At 66.3% G+C, this 21,723-nt stretch carries 19 protein-coding genes; 7 read left to right on the plus strand and 12 right to left on the minus strand.

What is annotated here, in order from left to right; all coding sequences use genetic code 11:
• Positions 1-17: 17 nt before the first annotated feature.
• From VGQ44_22245 to VGQ44_22255, 3 genes are all read left to right on the plus strand, one after another.
• The gene (locus VGQ44_22245) at positions 18-1,259 is read left to right on the plus strand and encodes a DcaP family trimeric outer membrane transporter (GenBank protein ID HEV8449560.1); all 1,242 of its coding nucleotides are present in this window, start codon (positions 18-20) and stop codon (positions 1,257-1,259) included.
• On the plus strand, positions 1,256-2,326 hold the full coding sequence (gene glsA, locus VGQ44_22250) for a glutaminase A (protein ID HEV8449561.1): 1,071 nt from the start codon (positions 1,256-1,258) through the stop codon (positions 2,324-2,326). Before VGQ44_22245 ends, glsA begins: the two co-directional genes overlap by 4 nt.
• 64 nt (positions 2,327-2,390) lie before the next feature.
• Positions 2,391-3,176 carry a hypothetical protein gene (locus tag VGQ44_22255; GenBank protein ID HEV8449562.1) on the plus strand — a complete coding sequence of 262 codons (786 nt, stop codon included), beginning with the start codon at positions 2,391-2,393 and terminating at the stop codon, positions 3,174-3,176.
• A 34-nt stretch (positions 3,177-3,210) separates the two neighbouring features.
• On the opposite strand, the gene VGQ44_22260 is transcribed toward VGQ44_22255, so the two are convergent.
• On the minus strand, positions 3,211-3,783 hold the full coding sequence (locus VGQ44_22260) for a DUF308 domain-containing protein (protein HEV8449563.1): 573 nt from the start codon (positions 3,781-3,783) through the stop codon (positions 3,211-3,213).
• A gap of 160 nt (positions 3,784-3,943) precedes the next feature.
• Between VGQ44_22260 and VGQ44_22265 the strand changes: the two genes are divergently transcribed.
• Positions 3,944-4,426 (plus strand): hypothetical protein, encoded by a 483-nt coding sequence (locus tag VGQ44_22265; GenBank protein ID HEV8449564.1) that lies wholly within the window; start codon positions 3,944-3,946, stop codon positions 4,424-4,426.
• Positions 4,427-4,438: 12 nt separating this feature from the next.
• Here VGQ44_22265 and VGQ44_22270 read toward each other — a convergent pair whose 3' ends face one another.
• Positions 4,439-6,196 carry a cation:proton antiporter gene (locus VGQ44_22270; GenBank protein HEV8449565.1) on the minus strand — a complete coding sequence of 586 codons (1,758 nt, stop codon included), beginning with the start codon at positions 6,194-6,196 and terminating at the stop codon, positions 4,439-4,441.
• Between the two features lie 128 nt (positions 6,197-6,324).
• Here VGQ44_22270 and VGQ44_22275 point away from each other — a divergent pair, with 128 nt between their 5' ends.
• Positions 6,325-6,603 (plus strand): hypothetical protein, encoded by a 279-nt coding sequence (locus tag VGQ44_22275; protein HEV8449566.1) that lies wholly within the window; start codon positions 6,325-6,327, stop codon positions 6,601-6,603.
• A gap of 88 nt (positions 6,604-6,691) precedes the next feature.
• Here VGQ44_22275 and VGQ44_22280 read toward each other — a convergent pair whose 3' ends face one another.
• The 3 genes from VGQ44_22280 to VGQ44_22290 form a co-directional block, all read right to left on the minus strand.
• Positions 6,692-7,903, minus strand: a complete 1,212-nt coding sequence (locus VGQ44_22280) for an outer membrane beta-barrel protein (protein HEV8449567.1) — start codon at positions 7,901-7,903, stop codon at positions 6,692-6,694.
• 154 nt (positions 7,904-8,057) lie between these two features.
• Positions 8,058-8,426: a response regulator gene (locus VGQ44_22285; GenBank protein ID HEV8449568.1), complete on the minus strand. Its 369-nt coding sequence runs from the start codon at positions 8,424-8,426 to the stop codon at positions 8,058-8,060.
• Positions 8,423-9,892, minus strand: coding sequence for an HWE histidine kinase domain-containing protein (locus VGQ44_22290; protein ID HEV8449569.1), 1,470 nt, complete (start codon positions 9,890-9,892; stop codon positions 8,423-8,425). Before VGQ44_22290 ends, VGQ44_22285 begins: the two co-directional genes overlap by 4 nt.
• Positions 9,893-10,004: 112 nt before the next feature.
• Between VGQ44_22290 and VGQ44_22295 the strand changes: the two genes are divergently transcribed.
• Complete coding sequence (locus VGQ44_22295; GenBank protein ID HEV8449570.1) at positions 10,005-12,287, plus strand: beta-glucosidase; 2,283 nt, start codon at positions 10,005-10,007, stop codon at positions 12,285-12,287.
• 33 nt (positions 12,288-12,320) lie between these two features.
• Here VGQ44_22295 and VGQ44_22300 read toward each other — a convergent pair whose 3' ends face one another.
• The 7 genes from VGQ44_22300 to VGQ44_22330 form a co-directional block, all read right to left on the minus strand.
• Complete coding sequence (locus tag VGQ44_22300; protein ID HEV8449571.1) at positions 12,321-13,013, minus strand: S8 family serine peptidase; 693 nt, start codon at positions 13,011-13,013, stop codon at positions 12,321-12,323.
• Positions 13,014-13,016: 3 nt separating this feature from the next.
• The gene (locus tag VGQ44_22305) at positions 13,017-14,750 is read right to left on the minus strand and encodes an ABC transporter ATP-binding protein (protein ID HEV8449572.1); all 1,734 of its coding nucleotides are present in this window, start codon (positions 14,748-14,750) and stop codon (positions 13,017-13,019) included.
• Between the two features lie 13 nt (positions 14,751-14,763).
• On the minus strand, positions 14,764-15,897 hold the full coding sequence (locus VGQ44_22310; GenBank protein ID HEV8449573.1) for a hypothetical protein: 1,134 nt from the start codon (positions 15,895-15,897) through the stop codon (positions 14,764-14,766).
• Positions 15,894-16,226: a quinohemoprotein amine dehydrogenase subunit gamma gene (gene qhpC / locus VGQ44_22315; protein ID HEV8449574.1), complete on the minus strand. Its 333-nt coding sequence runs from the start codon at positions 16,224-16,226 to the stop codon at positions 15,894-15,896. Before qhpC ends, VGQ44_22310 begins: the two co-directional genes overlap by 4 nt.
• An 81-nt stretch (positions 16,227-16,307) precedes the next feature.
• Positions 16,308-17,732 (minus strand): quinohemoprotein amine dehydrogenase maturation protein, encoded by a 1,425-nt coding sequence (gene peaB, locus VGQ44_22320; GenBank protein HEV8449575.1) that lies wholly within the window; start codon positions 17,730-17,732, stop codon positions 16,308-16,310.
• Positions 17,729-19,501, minus strand: coding sequence for a quinohemoprotein amine dehydrogenase subunit alpha (gene peaA / locus VGQ44_22325; GenBank protein HEV8449576.1), 1,773 nt, complete (start codon positions 19,499-19,501; stop codon positions 17,729-17,731). Before peaA ends, peaB begins: the two co-directional genes overlap by 4 nt.
• A gap of 95 nt (positions 19,502-19,596) precedes the next feature.
• Positions 19,597-21,078: an NAD(P)/FAD-dependent oxidoreductase gene (locus VGQ44_22330; protein HEV8449577.1), complete on the minus strand. Its 1,482-nt coding sequence runs from the start codon at positions 21,076-21,078 to the stop codon at positions 19,597-19,599.
• A 156-nt stretch (positions 21,079-21,234) separates the two neighbouring features.
• On the opposite strand from VGQ44_22330, the gene VGQ44_22335 reads away from it, so the two are divergent.
• On the plus strand, positions 21,235-21,714 hold the full coding sequence (locus VGQ44_22335) for a hypothetical protein (protein HEV8449578.1): 480 nt from the start codon (positions 21,235-21,237) through the stop codon (positions 21,712-21,714).
• Positions 21,715-21,723 lie beyond the last annotated feature (9 nt).

The following is a 21,723-nucleotide window of genomic DNA, read 5'->3' on the forward strand; positions in this document are numbered from 1 at the left end:
CACCAAGGGTGAGCTCCATGGGAATTTCCATCGGAAGTAAGTTCGGGCGACGGACTCTCGGGTTCGCGGCGCTGCTCCTCGTCGCCGATGCGCGCGCAAGCACCGCGCAGCGCGACACATCGGTCAAGATCGAGATCTACGGCTTTGCCATGGCCGACGTGATCTTCGACTTCAAGACGAACAACCCCGACTGGTTCGACGTGAACCGGCCGTCGAAGCTGCCCGCGTTCGACGACGAGTTCGGGCACAATGGGCACACCTGGTTGAGCGCGCGCCAGTCGCGATTCGGCACCAAGGCGACGATTCCGACGTCCCACGGCCCCGACATCACGGTCGTGTTCGACTGGGATCTCTTCGGCGTCGGCATCGACGCCGGCCAGACGACGATTCGGCCGCGACACATGTACGGACGATGGGGAAAATTCGGAGCCGGGCAACTCGAAAGTCCCTTCATGGACCTCGACGTGTTTCCGAACATCCTCGAGTACTGGGGGCCCAACGGGATGCTCTTCTTCCGGAACGTGCAGGTGTTCTGGGAGCCCGTCGATAGGCCGGACGGCACGCGCGCCATCTTCGCGCTGGAACGCCCGGGCGCGAGCGGCGACGCCGGACGCGTGGCGGACCGTGAAGAACTGCAGAACATCATCGCCCGTTTCCCGCTTCCCGACATCTCGGGCACGTTCCGCTATGGCGCGAAATGGGGGTACGGCAAGGTCGCCGGAATGCTCCGTTGGTTCAAATGGGATGACGTGCTCACCACCGACGCGTTCGATCTGAGCAGCGGGACCTTCGGATGGGGCGTGTCGCTCAGCGGCGGCTACAAGCCCAGTACGAGAGACCTGATCCACGCACAAGTCGTGTACGGCGCGGGCGTCGAGAACTATTTCAACGACGCACCCGTGGACATCGGCGCGCGAACCAATTTCGACGACCCCCTCAGGCCGGTCACCGGCAAGGCGCTCCCCGACTTCGGCCTGGCGCTGTATCTGGACCACACGTGGAACAGCAAGTTCACGAGCTCGATCGGCTACTCGCGCGTGGACATTCAAAACAGCGATCTCCAATTGCCCGAAGCGTTCCGGATCGGACAATACGCCAGCGCCAATCTCCTCTGGACGCCCGTGAAGGACATCTTGATGGGCGGTGAGTTCCAGTGGGGATACCGGCAGAACCACAGCGACGGCTTCACGTTCAACGACTACCGGCTCCAGTTCTCAGCCAAGTATTCCTTCTCGCAAACCTTTGGGGGCAGCAAATGACCGCGGTCACGCAGCACGACCGCGCCGGGATCCGGCGCGTTGCCACGCTCGGCACCTTGGCCACGCTCACGATGCTCGCCGCCGCATCGCCGAGGCTCGTCGCGGCTCAGAGCGCGCCCGACTACCAGCGCATCGTGACCGCCGCCTACGAGAAATACAAGAATTTGAATGAAGGCAAGAACGCGGATTACATCCCCGCGCTGGCCAAAGTCAATCCCAACCTGTTCGGCATCGCGCTGATCACGCCGGACGGCCAGGTCTACACCGCGGGCGACATCACGAGCGAAGTCTCGATTCAGTCGGTGTCGAAGGTGTTCACGATGGCTCGCGTGATCCAGGATTCCGGCGAGACCGCGATCGAGAAGAACACGGGCGTCGACGCCACCGGACAGGCGTTCAATTCGATCGTGGCCATCGAGAAGGACAAGGGGCACGAAATGAATCCGCTCGTCAACGCGGGCGCGATCACGACGACGAGCATGATCGGCGGCGGCAGCGCGGACGCCGTCTGGTCGAACATCATGAACACCCTGAACGAGTTCGCCGGCCGACAGCTGACCGTCAACCAGGAAGTGTACAAGTCCGAGGCGGCGACGAATCAGCGAAACCAGGCGATCGGCGCGCTGATGTACGCGTACGGCCACATTTCGGCGAATTGGGCGCAGGCGGTGGACCTCTACACGCGTCAGTGCTCGGTGAACGTCAATGCGAAGGATCTCGCCGCCATGGCCGCGACGCTCGCCAACGGCGGCATGAACCCGGTCACCGGCCGGCAGGTGGTCGATGCTCGGCACGTGCCCGGGATTCTCGCGGTGATGGCGACCGCCGGGTTGTATGACAACTCGGGCGAGTGGCTGTACGCCACCGGGCTTCCCGCGAAGAGCGGCGTCGGCGGCGGCTTGATCGCCGTCTCGCCCGACCGGTTCGGCATCGCCGTCGTCTCGCCGCCGCTCGATTCGGCCGGCAACAGCGTACGCGGACAGAAAGCGATCACCGAGATCTCGACGGCGCTGCGCGGCAATCCGTTCATCAGCCAGGCCCACAACACGATCGCGAAGAAACGCTGAGCGTCGGCGGCTCACCCATCGATGGAGAGGGCGCGTCCACGCTGACGGGGCGCGCCCTCCTCACGTGTCACACGTCTGGTTTCTCGCCGTCACGTCGACGCTCGTCGTCGCGCTCTTCCTCGGGATGCTGCTTCTTCTCGAGGCGGGGCGCCGTCTGGGTCTCCGCGAGTCGGCGAAGCACGGGGCGAACGCGCGTTCCGGAGTCGGCCTCGTCGACGGAATCGTCTATGCGCTCCTCGGGCTACTCATCGGGTTCACCTTTTCGCACGCCGCCGACCGGTTCGACATGCGCCGCGAGCGCATCGGCGACGAAGTGCACGCGATCGCCGTCGCGTGGGAAGCCGTCGACGTGCTCCCGCCGGAGGCGCAGCCGCCCGTCCGCGCCGGCTTTATGCGGTACCTCGACGCGGTCTATGCGGTGGACACGTCGGACGAGGAGCGCGGGGACAAGTTCATCGAACCCGCGGCCGTCACCGCGGCGCGCCACGCGGCGTGGAAACAGGCGGTCGCGGTGGTCACGATTCCGAGTGGCGAGCGCGCCCGGCTCGTCCTGCTCCCCAGGCTCGGCGACATGTTCGTGGCGGCGGAGCGCGAGCGGCTTGGCCGGCGCATCCATCCACCCAAGGTCATCTACCTCATGCTCGGTCTCACCGCGCTGGCCGCTGCGCTACTCGGCGGCTACGCCTTCGCGAGCACGCCGACCCGCAACTGGACGTACCTCGTCGGCGTCGCCGCCGCCGTCTCGATTTCGACCTACGTCATCCTCGACCTCGAGTACCCGCGGATCGGGTTCGTGCGCGTCGATCCGCTCGACCAGGTTCTGGAGGATCTTCGCAAGACCCTGAGATGACCCGAGGTCGATGACGTTGCGTTTCGCCCTGGCGTCAGACGCCGGCCGCGAGGCCCTTGCCCAGGTTCTTCGCCTTGAACGCGAGCATCACGAGCATGATGCCATAGAGCACGGCATAGAAGCCGATGATCCAGATGACGGCGAGCAAGCCCGCACCTGGACGCGCGAAGACGATCGCGCCGAACACGATCGAGAGCGCACCGGCGAGGAGCAGCCGCCATTCTCCCGCCAACTCTTTGCGCAGCGAGATCGCGACGACGATCTCGAGAATCCCTCGGAGCACCGCCCAGGTCGCGATGAGAAACAGCAGTCCAAGCGCCGTCGCTCCCGGTCTGGCGAGCGCGATCAAGCCGATCACGATGCCGATGATCCCATCGAGGAGCATCCATCCCCACGACTTTTCCGGCCGGTCCTCGAAGGCGAGCCAACAGTTCACGAGACCGTCGACGAGCGCCCAGAGGCCGAACGCGAGTATCAAGAGCTTCAGCGAGATGCCCGGTCTCGACCACACGAGCAGCCCGATCGCGATCGCGATGATTCCTCGCCACAACAACGCTGTCCAGCGATGCTGGAGCGAGTCCGAAAGTCGTGCCTGTATTCCGTCCATTCCCGCCTCCCGCCGATCCCGACGCGATGAGGGTATAGTGTTGACGTTGGTTACCGCCGAGAGGGGCAAGAACGTGCCCACGTGCCGCCCGTCCCCCCGATTCGTTCCCGATCGCTAACTTTCTGGCGATCAGACCACTTCGACGAACCGCATTGGACCGATGAGCGACGACCGACTCGAGTGGCTCCACGCTGCCGTAAACGCGGTCTCGAAGCTCGACACCGACGACCACCACGAGCTGCGCGACGCGCGATGCCCCAAGTGCAACGCCTCGGCCTTCGTGAGCGCCGCCGATCTCTACTACGAGAGCGCCGCGCGTCTCGAGGACGTACCGAACGCGCCGGTCGAGGTTCGCGTCGGCGGCATGACCGACCAGCAGATCGTTCGCCGCCTACAGCCGCCGCGCCGGAAAACGGCTCTCCGTCCCGCGGCGCTCGTCGCTCTGCCGCTCTCTGTCGGCGCGTTCTACGTGTTTCGCCGCTTCGGGCCGGGTGTCGGGCAGCTCGCGTTCGTGGCCGTTTTCCTCGTGACGCTCACCGTCTTCATGACCTGGCTGCGACGCTACAGCGACGAGTACTATGCCCGTCGCAAGAAGTGGCGTTCGCTACATGTGTGTAGCCGCTGCGGGCAACTCGTCGCGTAACGCGGCGTGGTCCTAACCGGGCCCGCTGTCGATCGAACGGTGGAGCACGGGTTCGCTGGCCTGATCCGGCGGGTCGTTGGCGACCAGCGACCGGAACACACGCGCGATCATGCTCGTCGCCAACTCGTGCTCGCCCATGAAAACCGCGTCGACGTTCTCGCGCCGCATCAATTCGGCCTCTTCGTCACTGTGCGTCCGCACGATCGTCTCGATGCGCGGATTCAACCGGCGCGCGATGTCCACCATCTTGCGCGCGCGCGGGCTGTCGGGCGTCGCGACGACGACCATGCTGGCGCGCGCCACGTGCGCCTGAATCAAGACCGCCGCTTCGGACGCGTCTCCTGAAACGGCGAGCAACCCGTTCCGCCGCAGCAGCTCGACCATCTCGCGATTCTGCTCGGCGACGACGAACGTGCGATGGTTCGCGTGCAGCGCCTCTCCGATGCGTCGCCCCACTCGACCGTACCCGACCAGCACGACGTGCGCATTCAGCCGCTCCGGCTGGATCTCGTTCGGCAGCTGGGCGAGCTGATCCCCGACGCGCTCCAGAAACCATCCGCGCGCCGACAATCGCTCGCCGACCCGGCGCAGCGGCTCGACGGCGAAGAAGAGAATCGGGTTGACCGCGATCGAGATGATCGCCGACGCCAGGACCAGATTCCCTGCCTCGGCCGGAAGAATCCCGAGCGACCGGCCGAGGGAAAGCAAGATGAACGAGAACTCCCCGATCTGGGCCAGCGCGACCGACACCGTGAGCGCGATGTCGAGCGGATATCGGTACCAGGCGACGATCGCGAACGCGATCACCGATTTCACGACGACGACCACGCTCACCGCGACCAGAACGCGCAGCGGTTCCTGTACCAGCACGGACGGATCGAACAGCATGCCGACGGAGACGAAGAAAAGCACCGCGAACGCGTCGCGCAGCGGAAGCGACTCTTCGGCGGCGCGATGGCTGAGCGCCGACTCGCCGAGCACCATCCCGCCGAGGAACGCGCCAAGCGCGAACGACACGCCGAACAGCCTTGCCGAGCCGTAGGCCACGCCGACGCCAACGACCACCACCGCAAGCGTGAACAGCTCGCGAGAGCCGGCGCCCGCGATGCGCCACAGCAGCCACGGAATCGCGCGCCTCGCGACGACGAGCATGAAGACGACGAACAGCGCGACGCGCGCGAGCGCCCATCCCAGCGTCAGCGTCAATCCCGTGGCGCCGACGCCGCCGGGCGCCGGCGTCCCGCCGAGCGGGCCGGCGAGCGGCGGAAGCAGGACGAGCACGAAGACCAACGCCAGGTCTTCGACGACGAGCCAACCGGCGGCAATCGTCCCGGTCATCGTCGCGAGCAGTCCGCGATCCGAGAGCGTGCGCAGCACGACCACCGTGCTCGCGACCGCGAGCTCCAAGCCGAAGACGAGCCCCGCGCCGACGCTCCATCCCCACAGATGGCCGATCCCGATGCAGAGCAGCGTCGTGAACACGATCCGCCCCAGCGCGCCGGGGATCGCGATGCGCCGCACCGAGAGGAGGTCGTCGAGCGAAAAATGCAGCCCGACGCCGAACATCAGCAGGATGACGCCAAGCTCGGCCAACTGCTGAGCGAGATTCACGTCGGCGACGAGTCCCGGCGTTGCCGGCCCGAGCAGCACACCCGCGACGAGGTAGCCGACGAGCGGCGGCAGTTTGACTCGCGTCGCGGCGTAGCCGAGAACGAGCGCCAAACCGAACGCGGCAACCATTGTCGTGATCAGCGTTGCGCCGTGTTCCATTCCTGAATGTGCAAGTCGCCTTACATCTCTGTAAATCCAGCGCGCCGCGATTGTGTGAGGAGCGCTGCTCGATAGTCTTTGGGCCGATCTTAATCTTGGTCGTCGCCGACCGCCACGCGAAGACACCGATGGACGAACGCGTCGCCGCCGCCGCGCTCCGGCAGGTCTTCGCCGACGTCACTGCCCAGGGCTCTTGGGATGGCGTCGAGCAGAATGACGCCGCGCGCTCGGCCGTGAGAACCTTCGTGGAGGACGCGCGCGCCAACGGCATGCGCGTCGAAGACGTGATCGTCGAGGCCGTCGCGATCACCGGCGCCGCGTCGAGCAACGTTCGCGATCCCCAGCTCGAGCAGATCGTGCGATGGGTGGTCGCGGACTTTTTCTCGGGAGGGCTGGACCAGATCTGATCGTCCTGGCCCCGGCGGATGAAAACGAAACGCCCGGAGCAATCGGCTCCGGGCGTTTCGTCACCCCTCGACTGTGACCGCCAACGAACTACGGGAACCACACCAGACCCAGGTGCACGCGCGCCGTCTGTGCATTCACCGACGTGCCGGGAGCGCCGACGACGACGTTGTCCACCTGGAACTTGTCGAAGTTGCCGACCGACCAGCTCGCGGCCGCCGACAACGCCGCGGCTCGTGTGAAGTACGCGTTGAATCCCAAGCCGAGCGTCGCCCCGCCGCCGCTGCCCGTGTAAGTCACACCACCAGCGGTCGTCGACACCGCGCGACCCGTCGCGCCCACCTGGAGGAACGGAACGAGCGCGTGCGCGCCGCTGCGGAAGTGAATGCGGGCGCCGAGGTCCGCGTGCGCGAGCGAATACGTGCCGCCGCCCGTGGCGTTCATTACCGCATCGCTCACGTCGGTATACAGCGACCAACGCTTGCTGAAGCCGTAACCGAGCACGAGACCACCGCCCCCGCCTGACTCCGCGGTGCTGCCGCTGACGTTGGTCTGGATGCCGCTGCCTTCCACACCGAGTCCGAGGAAGAAACCCTTCGAGCGCGAGCGTTCCATCGAGGAAGACCGCGCCGGCGCCGGACGACGCGACGTTTCGGCCTTCGCCACCGAGTCGCGCGCCGGCACCATGACCGGAGCGAGCGCCGCGGGTGTCGGAGCGGGGACCGGGATCGCAACCGGCGCGTCAGCCTGCGCAGCGGCCGGAGCCGACGACTTCACCGGAGCAGGCATCGGCGCGGGCGCTGGTTGGGCCGGCGCTGAGCGCACCGGCGCAGGAGCAGGGGCCGGCGCCTTGTCGACGATGCTTGGTGCCGTTTCGCCGTCCGAAACGGTCGTCACGGTGGTCACCGCGCGGCTCACCATCGCGTCGGCGCGGCGAAGGTCGATCGCCGACATGTCTTCGCGGACGATGACCGGCATGTTCCACAAGTAGCGCATCCCCTTCCACTGCGTCGGCATCAGCGAGACGACGCGGTACTGGCCTGGGGGAAGCAGCACGACGGCCGAGCCGGATTTGTCCGTGACGGCGATCGCCGTGTCACGCGCCGAGCGGGTGAATCCGAGCGGCAGACCGGCGACCGGATGGTACATCGTCTTATCGTCGGAGAGCGTCACGAACACCTGCACGACGACACGTCCGTTCACGGTCGTTCCCGTCGTGCCGACGGCCTGCGCGTGCACTGGTTGCGACGCGACCGCGGCCGAGAGCGAAAGAACTGCGGAAAGCGCACAACGTCGGATCATAGTTGGCTCCATCACGAGTCCATGTAGGCAGAGTTGCACGCTTGAAGTAGCGGCACTTTTCCCGCAGGACTTGAGTGCGATGGATCACAATTGCCTCACGATTCGGCGCGTGTGAGGCGCGGCACCGACGCGGCGAGCCGATGCGCCCGGCGCCTTACAGCATGGGGAACAGCGCGGCGGCCGTTTCCGCGACGTCGAATGGTTTCTGAATCACCGTCACATGGCGGTAGCGATCGGGAATCGTCGTCTCGTATCCGGTCGCGAACACGAACGGCACGCCCCTCGCGATCAGATCGTCGGCGACCGCGTAGGCGCGGACCCCGCGCAGATCGATGTCGAGCAACGCGCCGTCGATTTGCGCGTTCGACTCGATCAGCTTCAGCGCCTGCTCCACCGTCGCCGCCGGCCCGATGATCTCGGCGCCGCACGTTCGCAGACATCGCGACAGCGCTTCGGCGACGATGTGCTCGTCCTCGATGACGAGAATATGACGGCCCTCTAATGCTGGAAGATGCACGTTCACGTTGGCTCCGGATTCAGCGCGATGGACACGACGCAACGGACGGCGTCGTCCTCGATCTCGAGTCGTGTCCGCGCGTCGAGTTGATAAGGAAGCGCCTTTTCGATCAGGGTTCGCCCAAGTCCGGCCCGCTCGGTTTGCGCGCCGCGCGGCGCGATGCCGGTCTCCTCCCAACGAAGCACGAGACGCCGCTCGTCGGGGCTGGCCGCGACAGTCCAGCTCACACACAACCGACCCGTCGCCGACGCCATCCGCAGCGCGCCGTGCTTGCGCGCGTTGGTGGCCAGCTCGTGCAGTCCGAGCGCGAGGATCTGCACCGACCTGTTCGGCAGCGGTACATCCGGGCCGTCGACGATGACACGGGCGCCGTCGGGCTCGGCGCCCAGCGCGCGCAACTCCAGTGCGACCAGCTCGTGAATCGTCACCGGCGTCGACTCCCCGCGCGACAACAACCCCTGCACGCGCGACAGCGTCGCGAGACGTTGTCGAAATGCACCGCCGAAGTCGTCGAGCGAATCGGACGATGCGAGCGTCTGCTCGGCGAGACCATCCACCACCGCGAGCAGGTTGCGCGTTCGGTGTTGCAACTCGGCGATCAGCGTGAGATTCGTATGCTCGGCGCGCTTGCGCTTGGAAATGTCCAGCACCACGCCGTGAAAACTCGCCACCCGTCCGCCTTCGAACACGGTTTTGCCGCGTGTTGCAACCCATCGCTCGGGTCCGCCATGCACGCCGACGACCCGGAATTCGATGTCGCACACGCCGTCGCCCGACGGATCGACGCTTTGGCCAAGCGCGGACTGCACGCTCGCCCGATCGTCCGGATGGATACCACTGATGAACACCGCGAGGTCCACGGGCGCGTCGGGCGCCAGCCCCCACATGGCCTTCAGATGCGTGTCCCACTGAATCGCCTGCGTCACCGGATCTTGCCGATAACGCCCGAGCTTGAAGAGATCGACCGCGGCGCGTAGCTCCTGCGCGTCGTCCATCGTAGACGGCCGCGCTCCGTTGTAGACGCACAACGTCCCGTCGACGGTATCCCCGTCGGGGGCGATCACCGGACTGAAGTCGAACGCTCCGTTCGCCATGCCTTCGCGCACGCTCTGGCCGGCGCGTCCGAGCGCCGTCGGATGCTGCCCGCCCGGTAAAAAGCGAACGAAGTGCTGGTTGTAGATCAGGCGCTGGTCCGGGCCGAGAAAAAGCGCGGAGGGAACCGATGAGCGAAGGCAGATGCCGACAGCTGTCTTGCGGCTAGCCGGCCATGTCTCGAGCGCGCCAAGTCCGGTGGCGGACCAATTGGTGCGCTGCACGAGCGGTCCCATCTCGCCTGCGTCGGCGAGCCACATCATCGTGTCGCGGCGACCATGGGCGAAGAAGATAGCGGGGACTTCACGCGCCGCGCGAGGGATTTCGCCGATGACGAGCTGGTGCGCCGGCCGCTTTGGCCGAAGGTCGCATGGCCGCATGGGGCCGAAGGGCAAAGAATCGGTTGCACAAGTGCGGTCAGGGCGACCCCGCCGCCCGTTTCCGGGTCTTCCGGTTCCAACCAAGGCCATTCTGCGTTCTCGAGGAGAGCAGATGCACGGTTTCTCTCAGAGCTCGCGTACGCTTGCCGCGTGTGCCGTGTGCGTCGCATTCATGGCCTGCTTGGCCACGACCACCCGTGGGCGAACGACCGGGACCGCGGCCGGTTCCGTCGCCGATACTCGGGCGCGAGAGCGAGCGGCCGCGGCCAGCGCGCGCGCCAAAGAAACCGAACCCAAGATGACCGACGACGAGCGCTTCTCGCTCCTCTTCAGCGTGTTTGGCGCAAATCCCGTGAACGGCACGCCGCGCGACAAGCGCATCCCGCCGACCGTGCCGAACAGCGCCGGATACACGCCGGGCATTCCGCGGCTCGGTGTGCCGGCGCTGCGGAGCACCGACGCGAGCATGGGCGTCACCAACCCCCCCCCCGGCTATCGTCCGGATGACAAAGGCGCCACCGCGCTCCCGGCCTCGATACTCGTCGGCGCGAGCTTCAACCCGCAGCTCGCGCGCGACGGCGGCGCGATGATCGCGCGCGAGGCGCGGATTCGCGGCATGAACGTTCTGTTGGCCGGCGGAATCAATCTCACCCGCGACGTGCGCAACCAGCGGAACTACGAGTACTACTCCGAGGATCCGCTCGTGAGCGCGATCCTCGGCGCTGCCGCGGTCGAGGGAATTCAAGACGAGGGCGTCATCTCGACGCTCAAGCATTACGCGCTGCACGACAACGAAACGAACCGCCATTGGCAAAACGCGGTCATCGATCCGGCGGCGCTCCGCGAGTCGGACCTGCTTGCGTTTCAGATCGCGATCGAGCGGTCGCACCCCGGTGCGATCATGTGCGGCGACAACAAGCTGAACGGCGTGTACGCCTGCGGAAATCGCTTCCTGCTCACCGACGTGCTCAAGGACGCATGGCAGTACAAGGGCTACGTGATGTCGGACTGGGGAGCCACGCCGCGATGGGAGTACGCTCTCGCGGGGCTCGACCAGGAGTCCGGCGTGCAAGCCGACGTGAAGCTGTGGGGCGCGGAGTGGTTCACGGACTCGCTGCGCGCGGCGTACCGAGCCGGCAAGCTGCCTAAGGAACGCCTCTCGGACATGGCCCGGAGAATCTTGCAGTCGATCTACACGGTCGGCGTCGACACGTGGACGACGACGCCGCACGTGAACATGCCGACGCACAACCAGATTGCGCTCGAAACGGCACGACAGGGCATCGTGCTGCTCAAGAACGAAGGGGGCGCTCTTCCCCTCTCCACCGACAAGGCGCTCAAGGTCGCCGTGATCGGCGGCTACGCCCAACTCGGTGTCCCGACCGGCACCGGCTCGGGCGCCGTGTCGCCCGTCGGCGGCTACGCCGCGGTGATCCCCATCGGCGGGACGGGAACAATTGGCGCCGCTCGCAATCTGTATCTCCAGCCTTCGTCGCCGCTCGCTGCGCTGAAGCGATTGATGCCCGAGGCGAAATTCGAATTCGATCCGGGTCAGACGCCCGCCGAGGCCGCGCTCCTCGCCAAACGTTCCGACGTCGTCATCGCCTTCGGGATCCGCGTCGAGGGCGAGGGATTCGATCTGCCCGATCTGTCGCTCCCCTGGGGACAGGACGCTGTCATCGACTCGGTCGCCTCGGTGAATCCGAACACGATCGTCGTGCTCGAAACCGGCAACCCGGCGTCGATGCCCTGGCGAAACAAGGTGAAGGCAATCGTCGAGGCGTGGTATTCCGGCCAGGCCGGCGGACAAGCGATCGCCGAGGTGTTGACCGGAAAAGTGAATCCGTCCGGCCGATTGCCAATGACGTTCCCCGTCAGTCTCGCACAGACGCCGCGGCCCGAGCTCCCGGGGCTGGGCACGCCCTGGGGGACGCCGGTCACCATACGATATGAAGAGGGCGCGGACGTCGGCTATCGCTGGTATGCGAGGACGAACGAAATACCGCTCTACGCGTTCGGCCACGGTCTCAGCTACACGAGCTTCGCATATACGGGATTTGCACTCGTCGGTGACACGACGGTCACCGCGACGTTCACGGTGATGAACAGCGGCAGCCGCGCCGGCGCCGACGTGCCGCAACTCTACCTGACGAGCGCCGCGGGTGAGAAGCGTACGCGGTTGCTCGGCTTCCAACGCGTGGAGTTGAAGCCGGGCGAATCGCGGCGCGTGACCATCGTCGCCGACGCGCGCCTACTCGCGCGGTTCGACGGGGCCGACGGGCTCGGAGAGTGGCACGTGGCTCCCGGTGCCTATACCATCGCGGTAGCGCGCGCTGTGGACCAACCGATGGAGAGTCGGAGCGTTACGCTGCGCGAACGCCGCTTCGGACGATGAAATTCGCTCCAGTGGACGTCGCCAAGTTCAACGTCACGGGATTCTCGCCGCGCTGAACGGATCGCCGCGCGCCTCGGTCGCTCGCGCCAGAAAACCGGTGACGTTCGCGACGGCGAACGAAACGCCCGAGAGATTCCGCTCGCGCGGCACGTTCGGAATCGGCCTTGGATACGGCGCCGCGGTGAACTGCGACAGCCCGACCTCAATCTCCGTCACATCAATTTCGTCTCGATCCAACTCGGCGTTCGCGACCACGCCGACGACCCCGGCGAGACTCCCCGGCAGCCACATCGCGCCGTTCCATTCTCGCGCCGAGACGACCATCGACCCGCGCTCCGCCGCGTAGCTCACGGCTGGCGCAAGCTTCTCGGCGTGCGCCGGGTTCGTCGTGCCGAGGCTCAGATTGATCAACTGCGCGCCCTCGTCCGCCGCCCAGCAAATCGACCGCACCAAGACATCGATGTTCGTCGCGAGCTGCCGGTCGAAGATTCGCGCCGCGATGAGCTCGACCGCGGGACTCTTCTCGCGGATCGCCGCCGCTACGGCGGTCCCATGCCCGACGCGATCCACGAAATCGTCGGGGTCCGTGCCGTCGAGAAACGATGTGCCCCCGCGAACGCCGCCGACGTGGGGATGGTCGCCGTGCACGCCACTGTCGAGGAGCGCGACCGTTACTCCGCGTCCGGTGCGGCCGGCAAACGGCTCGTCGGCCAACGTGAACCGCACGCGCTAGTGCGTCTCCGCGAGCGTGCCGGGAGAAAAGAGACTGGCGAACGACTGTCCGAGGTCGAGCAGCGTCGCGGCCGTGCCTTCTTCGACGATGCGGCCGCGCTCGAGCACGAGCACACGATCGGCGCGACGGGCGAGCTCGAGTCGATGCGTGATGATGATCGTCGTCCGTCCGGCCATGACGGCTTCGTAGCCCGCGGCAACCTGCGCCTCGGTCGCGGGGTCCAGCGCGCCGGTCGCTTCGTCGAGGACCAACACAGCAGGATCCGCGAGGAACGCTCTCGCGAGCGCAAGTCGCTGGCGCTCGCCCGCCGAGAGTGCGCGTCCTCGCTCTCCGGCGCTCGTTTGGAGGCCGCGCGGCGACAGCGAGATGAACGAGCCGAGACCGGCGGCCTCCGCCGCTGCTCTGACCTCATCGTCGGATGCCGCCGGGCGCGCATATCGGATGTTCTCGGCAATCGTCGCGTTGAAGACGAACGGATCCTGGTCGACGACCAAGACGTGGCGCCGAACGTCGGCGAGCCGCGCCGCACGTAGGTCCAACCCGTCGAGCAGCACGCGGCCGCTGTCTGGATCGAGCTGTCGCACGAGAAGATCGGCGATGGTCGACTTACCCTCACCGCTGCGACCCACGATCGCCACGCGCTCGCCGGGGCTCACGTCGAGCGAGACACCGTGGAGCACGGGCCCTCGGCGCCCGAACGTATACGTCACGTCCTCCAAAATGAGGCGTCCTTGCACCGACGGCACCGCGACGGCGGTCGGCGAGTCGACCACGTCCACTCGCGCGTCGAGAATCTCGCTGACTCGCTTGAGCGACACGCGCGCCGACGCGAGGCTCGCGTACAGGCCCATGAGAGCCTGGATCGGCCAGACCAACCGCATTTGATAGGCGACGAACGCGACGAGCGTCCCCATCGTGATCGAATGGTCGATCACGCGCATGCCGCCCACGAGGAACACCAGCGCGCTCCCGGCAGAGAGCAGCAGACCCGGCACGCCACCCGAGAGATATGTGAGCCTACGCATCGACATCAACGCGTCGATGAAGGCGTCGTTGTTCGCGCGGAAACGCGACGCTTCCCGCTCCTGCGCGTTGAACGCGACGATCACCTTCATGCCGAGGAGCGCTTCGATCAGGTAGCTGCCGACGTCGGCGCTTCGGTCTCGCACCCCGGCGACCGCCGTCTCCATGCGCGACCGATACCGCACGAGCGCCCAGAGCGCGAGCGGCATGACCGCGAGGCTGACGAGGAAGAGCGTGCGGTCGAGCCGGGTGAGAATCACGACGCTGCCGACCAGGAAGATCACGTTGCCCAACCAGGCCAGCGCGATTTCCGCCGCGACGCGTTGAATCTCGCCGATGTCCGCGTTGATGCGCGTCGCGATCTGGCCCACCGGCATGTCGGCGTAGAACCGCGGCGACAACCGGTGCAACTGGCGGAACACGCCGAGGCGCATCTCGAACAGGATGTCGGCCGACGCGCGCGTGTACACCAGACCGCTCACGACGTTCAGCGCGAAGCTCCCCAGCGTGAGCGCCCCGAACCGAAGAATCACCGTGACCAACGCGCGGCTGTTTCCACCGAGCAACGCTCCGTCGATCAGGAGCCGCGCGAGGTACGGGATGTACAGGGCGGCCACGGTGCTGGCGAGCGACAGCACCACGACGATGGCGAGCCGCTTCCAGTGCGGCACGACGTAGCCCAACGCGCGCCGGAGGTCTCGGTCCAACAACGGCAAAGTCCTACCTCGACGCGTCGGAGCGCGGCCGCGGCACGATGATCACGTTCGTCATGTCCGCGCCGAGGTTCACGGTGCCGAGGTGTGCGAAGCCCTGAGTCGCAAACCGATCGATCGTGCTGCCCGCCGTCGTGATGTAGAGCTGGGAACCGTTCGAGCTGACGACGAGTCCCATCCGCGGGCGACCGGGGAACTCGGTCTTGCCGAGCACTCGGCGCGACTCGAGGTCGAAGGTCCAGAACTGGTAGTTGCCGATCTCGCTGTGTATCCCGTACGCCCGTTTCTTATCGGGGGACAGCCGAAAGCTCACCGCCTGGCTCGGTCCCAGTGAGTAAAAATCCAGCTGGCGGTTCACGAGATCCATGCGCGCGACGCCCATCTGCGTCCGGTGGTTCACCGGATCGTTCGTTCGGAAGAGACCGGTGTAGAAGCCCGGCTCTTCGTACACATCGTAAGGAAGACCGAAGTTGATGCGGCCCAGTCCTTCCTCGAACAGCGTCTTCGAGATCTCCCAACGGTCCACCTGCTTGAGCGTGTTGGTGTCGTAGATCAACACGTCGTCTTGCGTGAAGAAGTACATCACGTCGCCTTTCGGCGGAAACACGATCTGGGCGAACTCGCGCTCTTCGCCCCGCGGCCAGGCGATCGTGTCGGTCACGGCGCGCTTGGCGAGGTCGTAGCGCAACAATGTCGGCGCGCTGATCTCGTACCGGTCGCGGTGCTTCGTGTAGATCTTGACCAGGATGATCGCGAAGCGCTCCTGCGGGTCGAGGCTGAACCCGTTCATGCGCACCTTCACGCTGTCGTGCGACAGCGTGAACATTCCCAGCGACTGCTTAGTGGCCAGATCTATGATCTCGACCTTCTCGTTGCCGGGATCGCTGACGTACAGATGCCTCTTGTCGAACGACAGCGAGATCTCGGGAATGCCGACCGTCGTGTGCAGTGTATCGCGCACGCTCATCGTCGCCTCGTCCAGCACGAGGATGTTGCGCGCGTACGTGCCGACGTAGATCGTGCCGTCGCCGCCCGAGGGAGTCGGATCCCCTCCCCCCGACGTCTGCTTCACCGATTGGGCGAAGGCGGTCAACGGAGCGAGCGCGACGATCGCCGCCGCGCGAAGAATCGCGCGTCTCATGGGAAGACCAGATCGATCTTGCGCCAGTCCTTCTGCGCCGACGCGCACTTCGCGGTCCAGTCAGGAGCGTAGTTGTACAGATCCGGCACGTGCGCCGGCCAGAAGCACGTGAGGTGGCAATCGAACAGGTCGCGCTCGACCGGCTGACAGAGTCCCGCGGTCCCGCCGCTCGAGTCCACCTCCCAACCCGGCGAGAACACGAACGAGCAGCCGAGCGGCACGTGCGGTCCCGTTTGCGGCGGGCCGCCCTGCTGCAGCGCGACGACGTCGTTCTCGAGCGTCGCTTCGATCCGGCGGGCCTTCTGGTTGATCGGCGTCAGATGTCGCATGTCGTCCCCGATTCTTTCAGTTATCGCTCCTCCCTACGGCGCTTCGCACCTTCGGTCGGAGTTCCGCGATGCATGGTGTTCTCAGTCGAACTGCGCCAGGAACTCGGGTCTCTTCTCGGCCAGCACGCCATACACTTCCAAGCACGTGTTCGTCCACGCGCGGATCCACTCGCAATAGTGCAGGTTCGGCTCGACCGTCGAGCCGTACCGCGTGTGCGCTTCATGATAGCAACCGCCGGCGCAGAGCGGACGCGCCCAGCACGTCGAGCAATCGGTCTTGTTCGCGATGTGGTGCTTGAGCAGGAAGTCGTCTTGAAGCGTCCGATCGATTCCGTCGAAGACGCTGCCGAGCTTGTGCTCGTTCGACCCCGCGAAGCGATGGCAGAGCGCCACGTCGCCGTCGGTCGCCACGCCCATGAGGCCGAGGCCCGCGCCGCACGGATACGCCTTGCTCATCCCCTTGTGCACTTCCTCGAGCGTGTCGCGCACGTTCGAGAATCCGTGCCGGCGCCCGGCGAGCGCCGCGTCGAGAAACTCCCCGGCGAGTGTCTGGAAGCCGGACAGCAACCGCCGGAATCCTTCGTCTTCGATCGCGTACTCGCGCTGCCATGACGTGGTCACCGGCGCGAAGCCCACTTCCCAGAAGCCGAGCTCTTCGTAGAGATGCCGGTAGATCGAGACGACGTCGAGGTTCTGCCCCGTCAGCGTCACTCGCGCGCCAACCGGCCGACGACGGTGCCGTCGCAGCAACTCCTTGATGTTCGGGACGACGAGGTCGTAGCTCCCCATCCCGTTGGAGAAGACGCGAAACTTGTCCTGCTGCTCGCGCGCGCCGTCGATCGACACGGTGACACCGACGTCGTTCTCGACGATCCAGTCGATGATCTCTTCGCGCAGCAACGTCGCGTTCGTCGTCAGGCTCGCGTTCACCTGCTTGCCGAGCGGCTCGGCGCGCTCCTTCGCGTACGCAAGCGCCGACTTCAACATCTTGAAGTTGAGCAGCGTCTCGCCGCCAAAAAAAGTCAAATTTACCGTCGGCGATTCGCCGGCTTCACTGAACATGAAGTCCACGCTCTGCCGGGCCGTGTCCTCATTCATGAAACGCGGCTTGGTCGTCGCCTCGACGATGCGATCTTCGCCGTACTCGTAGCAGTAGCCGCACGACAGGTTGCACTTGCTCGTCACGTTGAGCACGAGCGTCTGCAGCGGGATCCGCCGCTTCGGCTTCTCGGCCACGGGCTTGGGCGGCGGCGCGGCGACCGTCTGAATCGCGCGCATGCCGAGCAACTCGTCGATTGATGAGTGTACGGTTTCGGTGTCCCAACGACTGGCGAGCGAATCGGCGAGCTCCGTCGCCGTACGATCTCCCGCCGCGAGTGTCTCCAGCACCGCCTCAGCGACGTCGTCCAGCCGCACCACCGCCGCCGACGGCACGAGGTAGAGAAAGCGCGCCCCCCCGTCGCCGCCGCGGAAGCTGTGATACTCGCCACGCCTGAGCTGCATCATGGCTGCGTCTTCCACTGAGCGAACTTGACGTACAGCGGCACCGTGACGATGAGCTGGGCGCGGGCGCGAAGCGGCTTCGCCGACTTCCCCGGCGGCTGATAGGTCGCCACGACCCACACGTCGCCGACGTTGTTCCGGCTCGAGCTACGCTGCGGATTCGGGCCGTCGAGGTTCGGCGTGAAGAGTCCCGTCTGATCGACCGCGCCGACGAACTTCACGTCGTCATCGTCGTACGTGACGCCGTACTCCTCGAGCGACCAGTTGGCGTTCACGCGCCCGATTTCGAGATCGTCGTCGGTGTCGGGCTTGCCGTCGGCACCGTTGTAGTACGCGATCGCGTCGAACTGCTGGAGCTGTTTCGGAAAGACGTTGCCGCCGACGCGCGCGAGGCCGGCGAGCGGTACGACTTTGATGCGGCTGATCTGGTCGAACACGACCGCGCCATCACGGAGCGAGACGCCGGCGGCGTACAAGTCGCGTTTGCCGACGACCGCCGTCGAATCGACGTTCACGCGCACGGTGATCGAGTCCGGCGTCGATCGCACGACGCGCTCGATCTTCACGCCCGGTCCGAAGTCCACGCCGGTCGCGCCGACGTTCTTCGGAAGGTTCGCGCCGAAGATCGTCACGTCCTGTCCGCTCGTGCCGACGCGCACCGCGCGCGGGGCGACACCGAGCAGCACCGGATTGGCGCCGAGCTTCTTGAGCGACACGTCCACGCCGATTTCGTCGTAGCCGCCGGTGAACCAGCGTCCCGACATCTCTTCCCAGCCAGGTTCGACGAACATCACTTCGCGGAGACCAACCGTGTCGGTCGCCTTGAGCGCCGGATCAGTCGAACGGCCGCGCCACTGAAAGCCGGTATACACGATCGACTTTCCATTTCTCTGCACGACCCTGCCGCCGTCGGCGTAGCGATACGTTGCCTGCGTGACAAACTCCCCGTCGCTCGCGCCGCGCGTGACGGTCAGCCTTCCATAAAAGGCGCCCTTCCCCGGCTCGTTGCCGCTCAGCGCCCACGTTCCCTCCAGGTGCGGTGTCCGCATCGTCGCCGACCACGCGGTCCATTCCGGCGTCCGGAGCGGGAACGTGCGCGCGAGATGGTTGATCGCCACGTCCATGGGGTGCGGCTGCGCGACGCCGCTGTCGTTGGTCGCCGGTCCGCCTCGGCGGAACGCCTGGAAGTCGGCGTCCGGGAAGAGCGCGCGGTGCGTGGAGACCAACAGCTCCCACTCGCCGCGCGTGCGCCGCTGCGTAATCACACGGCCCATCGAGTGGCAGGCGCGGCACGTCGTCTCCGTCCGCGTATCGGCGGTGTAGCGATACTCGATCATCCGCCGTTCGACCTCGAACCGTCCCGGTCTGAGCTCGGCGGGGGCGAGTCCTTGATTGTCGCTCAAATAGCGCACGATCGCGCGGGCGTCGGCGGGGTTCAGCTTGACGTTGTTGAGCGCCACCATGCGTCGGACAGTCATCTCCCAGCCTTCGGGAGTTTTCCGCTCGTACGACACGCGCTGCATCATGCCGAGCGAGTCGCGGACGTGGCAGCTCGAGCAGTGCGACCGCGTCGTCGGGTCGTTGACGACGAACCCTCTCGTCGTGTCAGCCGCGGCGGCGGCAGACACGCCGCCCGAGCCGCGACCTCGGCCCGCTCCCCCTCCCCCTCCCCCTCCCCCACGCTGCGCCGGCGCGATGCTCACCGCGCCAAAACCCAGCAGTCCAACGACAAGGCAAACGCGCGATGATCCAGCGAGCAGTCGACGGGGCATGACCTGAGGATGCTCGGGGTGGAAGGAAATAGCTCCCAGTGCCCTACGGGATACGGCTTGGCGTCGGCCCTGTCAAGCGCGATAGGACCATCGGACTACGCCAACGTGAGCATCCCAAAGCCAACGAGCGTCGAGAGCGCGCCGAGGAAATCGGGCAATGGAGCCGGCGCCGCGGCACGATTGTACGCTTCGTAAAGATCCGGCACCTGCTCGAACCTCGGCGCGAGTCGCGCCAGCACGACGAGATCGACGTTGCGGCAATAGCGCACGCCGTTCGGGGCCATCGGCGCCGCCAGGTGTTCTTCCAGCGCGATCCGATGACCGCGCACGACGGGCCGCTGGACGAACCGCACTGCGTCGGCGGTTCCGAGTCGAAGGGCCGGACGGCGCTTCAATTCTTCGAAGGCCGCGTGGACACGGACGTCCGTGCGCAGAGCGTCGACGTCCCACTCGTCACTCGTCCGAGCCGGGTCCACATCGGCGCGAGCGGACCAAAACGGTGTCTCGTGCGCGCCGGCCGCATCGCGCGCCAACGCCGCCGCGCCCTGGCGCAAATGCTCGGCCATGGCCAGCTCTCGCGCTGTGAACAATTCGACGGCGGGGTCCGTCGCGGTCGGATCGATGAGCGCGCTGTGAACCGTTATCGCGGCCAGCCATGCCGACGCCAGCGCCTTCTTTACGCCGAACGAGGACAGCGGATCGACGAAAGATGCCGCGTCGCCGACCAGCAGCGCGTTGTCGCCGGCAACCCGCTCAGCCGAGTAGGCAGTGGCGTCGCACGCCCACGGCGCGCCGGCCATCGTCGCGCCCTCGACCAGAGCGCGAAGTGCCGGCGCCTGCGCCAACTCCGCCGCGTAGGCCGTGTCGAGCTCCGATCGGCCGGGTACGCTCGTCACGCGTGGATCGAGCATGACGGTGACGAAGCGGCGCGACTCCGATACGGGAATCGACCACGCCCAACCGTTCGCGTAGCTCTCGACGAAGGTGTGCGTCGCGTCCTCGAGCGCCCACGCGCCCGCTCGGTCCCAAATCCCGGCGATCGCGATCGTCCTCGCGTGCGAGTCGGTTCGCCGCCAACCACGACGTGCGATGACTCCCGCTCGTCCGCTGCAGTCGAGAATCCATCGAGCCCGAATCGTGTCCGGACCGGACGGCCGGTCGAACTGCACGCGCCAAACGTCGCCCTCTCGCTCGGCGTCGCGCACCGAGACGTCACGCTCCACGGACGCGCCGGCGGCCTGCGCGCCGTCGAGCAGGAGCTCGTCGAACTTGTCGCGCGACACTTGATACCCAAGCCCCGCCCGACCGAACATCTCGACGCGTCGCTCGCGATCGCTCCCAGCCCATTGCACCGTGTTTCCGGTGGCGCGGATGAATCCCGCTCGATCGACGACCGCGCGAACGCCGATCTCGTCGAAGAGTTTCACGCAGCTCGGCGGGAGCGACTCCGCCAACGCCGGCTGTCGTGACGTGCGCGACAGCAGCACGACCGAGTGACCCCACGACGCCAGAAGGCGCCCCGCGGCTGACCCGGCGGGTCCGCCGCCAATCAGCGCGACGTCGGCGAGGAGCGTCATGCCCTCCATTCAAACCCTACGCACCCCAAAACGCCACCGGCTGGCCAGACGCGTTCGGCGCGCTCATTTTCTTTCGCGGTTCATGTTCTACGCCGGGGATGCGCGGGCGACGACGCACGCCTCCACGCAAACACACGGTGATCTACGGAGTCCCCAATGAGCCCCAGGCATTTCGCTCTCCTCCCCCGACCGGTGATCGTCGCCATCGCCTGCGCTCTCGTCGCCGCGAACGCGCACAACGCGATCGCGAGGCCCGCAGCGATCGACCCTTGCAGCTTGCTCACCTCCGCTCAGGTCAAGGCCGTTTTCGGTGTGGACATCGCCGCGCCGTCGGCGATCAGCCAGACTGCTTGCATGTGGAAGTCGACGGGCGCGAAGGTCCAGATGGCGACCGTGGCCATCCAGCCGCCGGGAACGTCGTGGGAGCACATGAAGGTCGTCCTTCCCACCGTCCCCATCAAACCCCTGAGCGGTGTCGGCGACGATGCGTTCTACCAACCCCTCGGCACGTTCACGCCGCTCGCCGTCAAGAAGGGGAAGACCATCGTCATCATCAAGACGTACGGCGTCGGCGCGCCCGCGACGCAGGAAGCGTATGAGAAGGCACTCGCGCTCGACGTCGTCAAACACTTGTAGGGAGGGTGC

Source organism: Gemmatimonadaceae bacterium, assembly GCA_036003045.1.
Classification (GTDB): domain Bacteria; phylum Gemmatimonadota; class Gemmatimonadetes; order Gemmatimonadales; family Gemmatimonadaceae; genus JAQBQB01.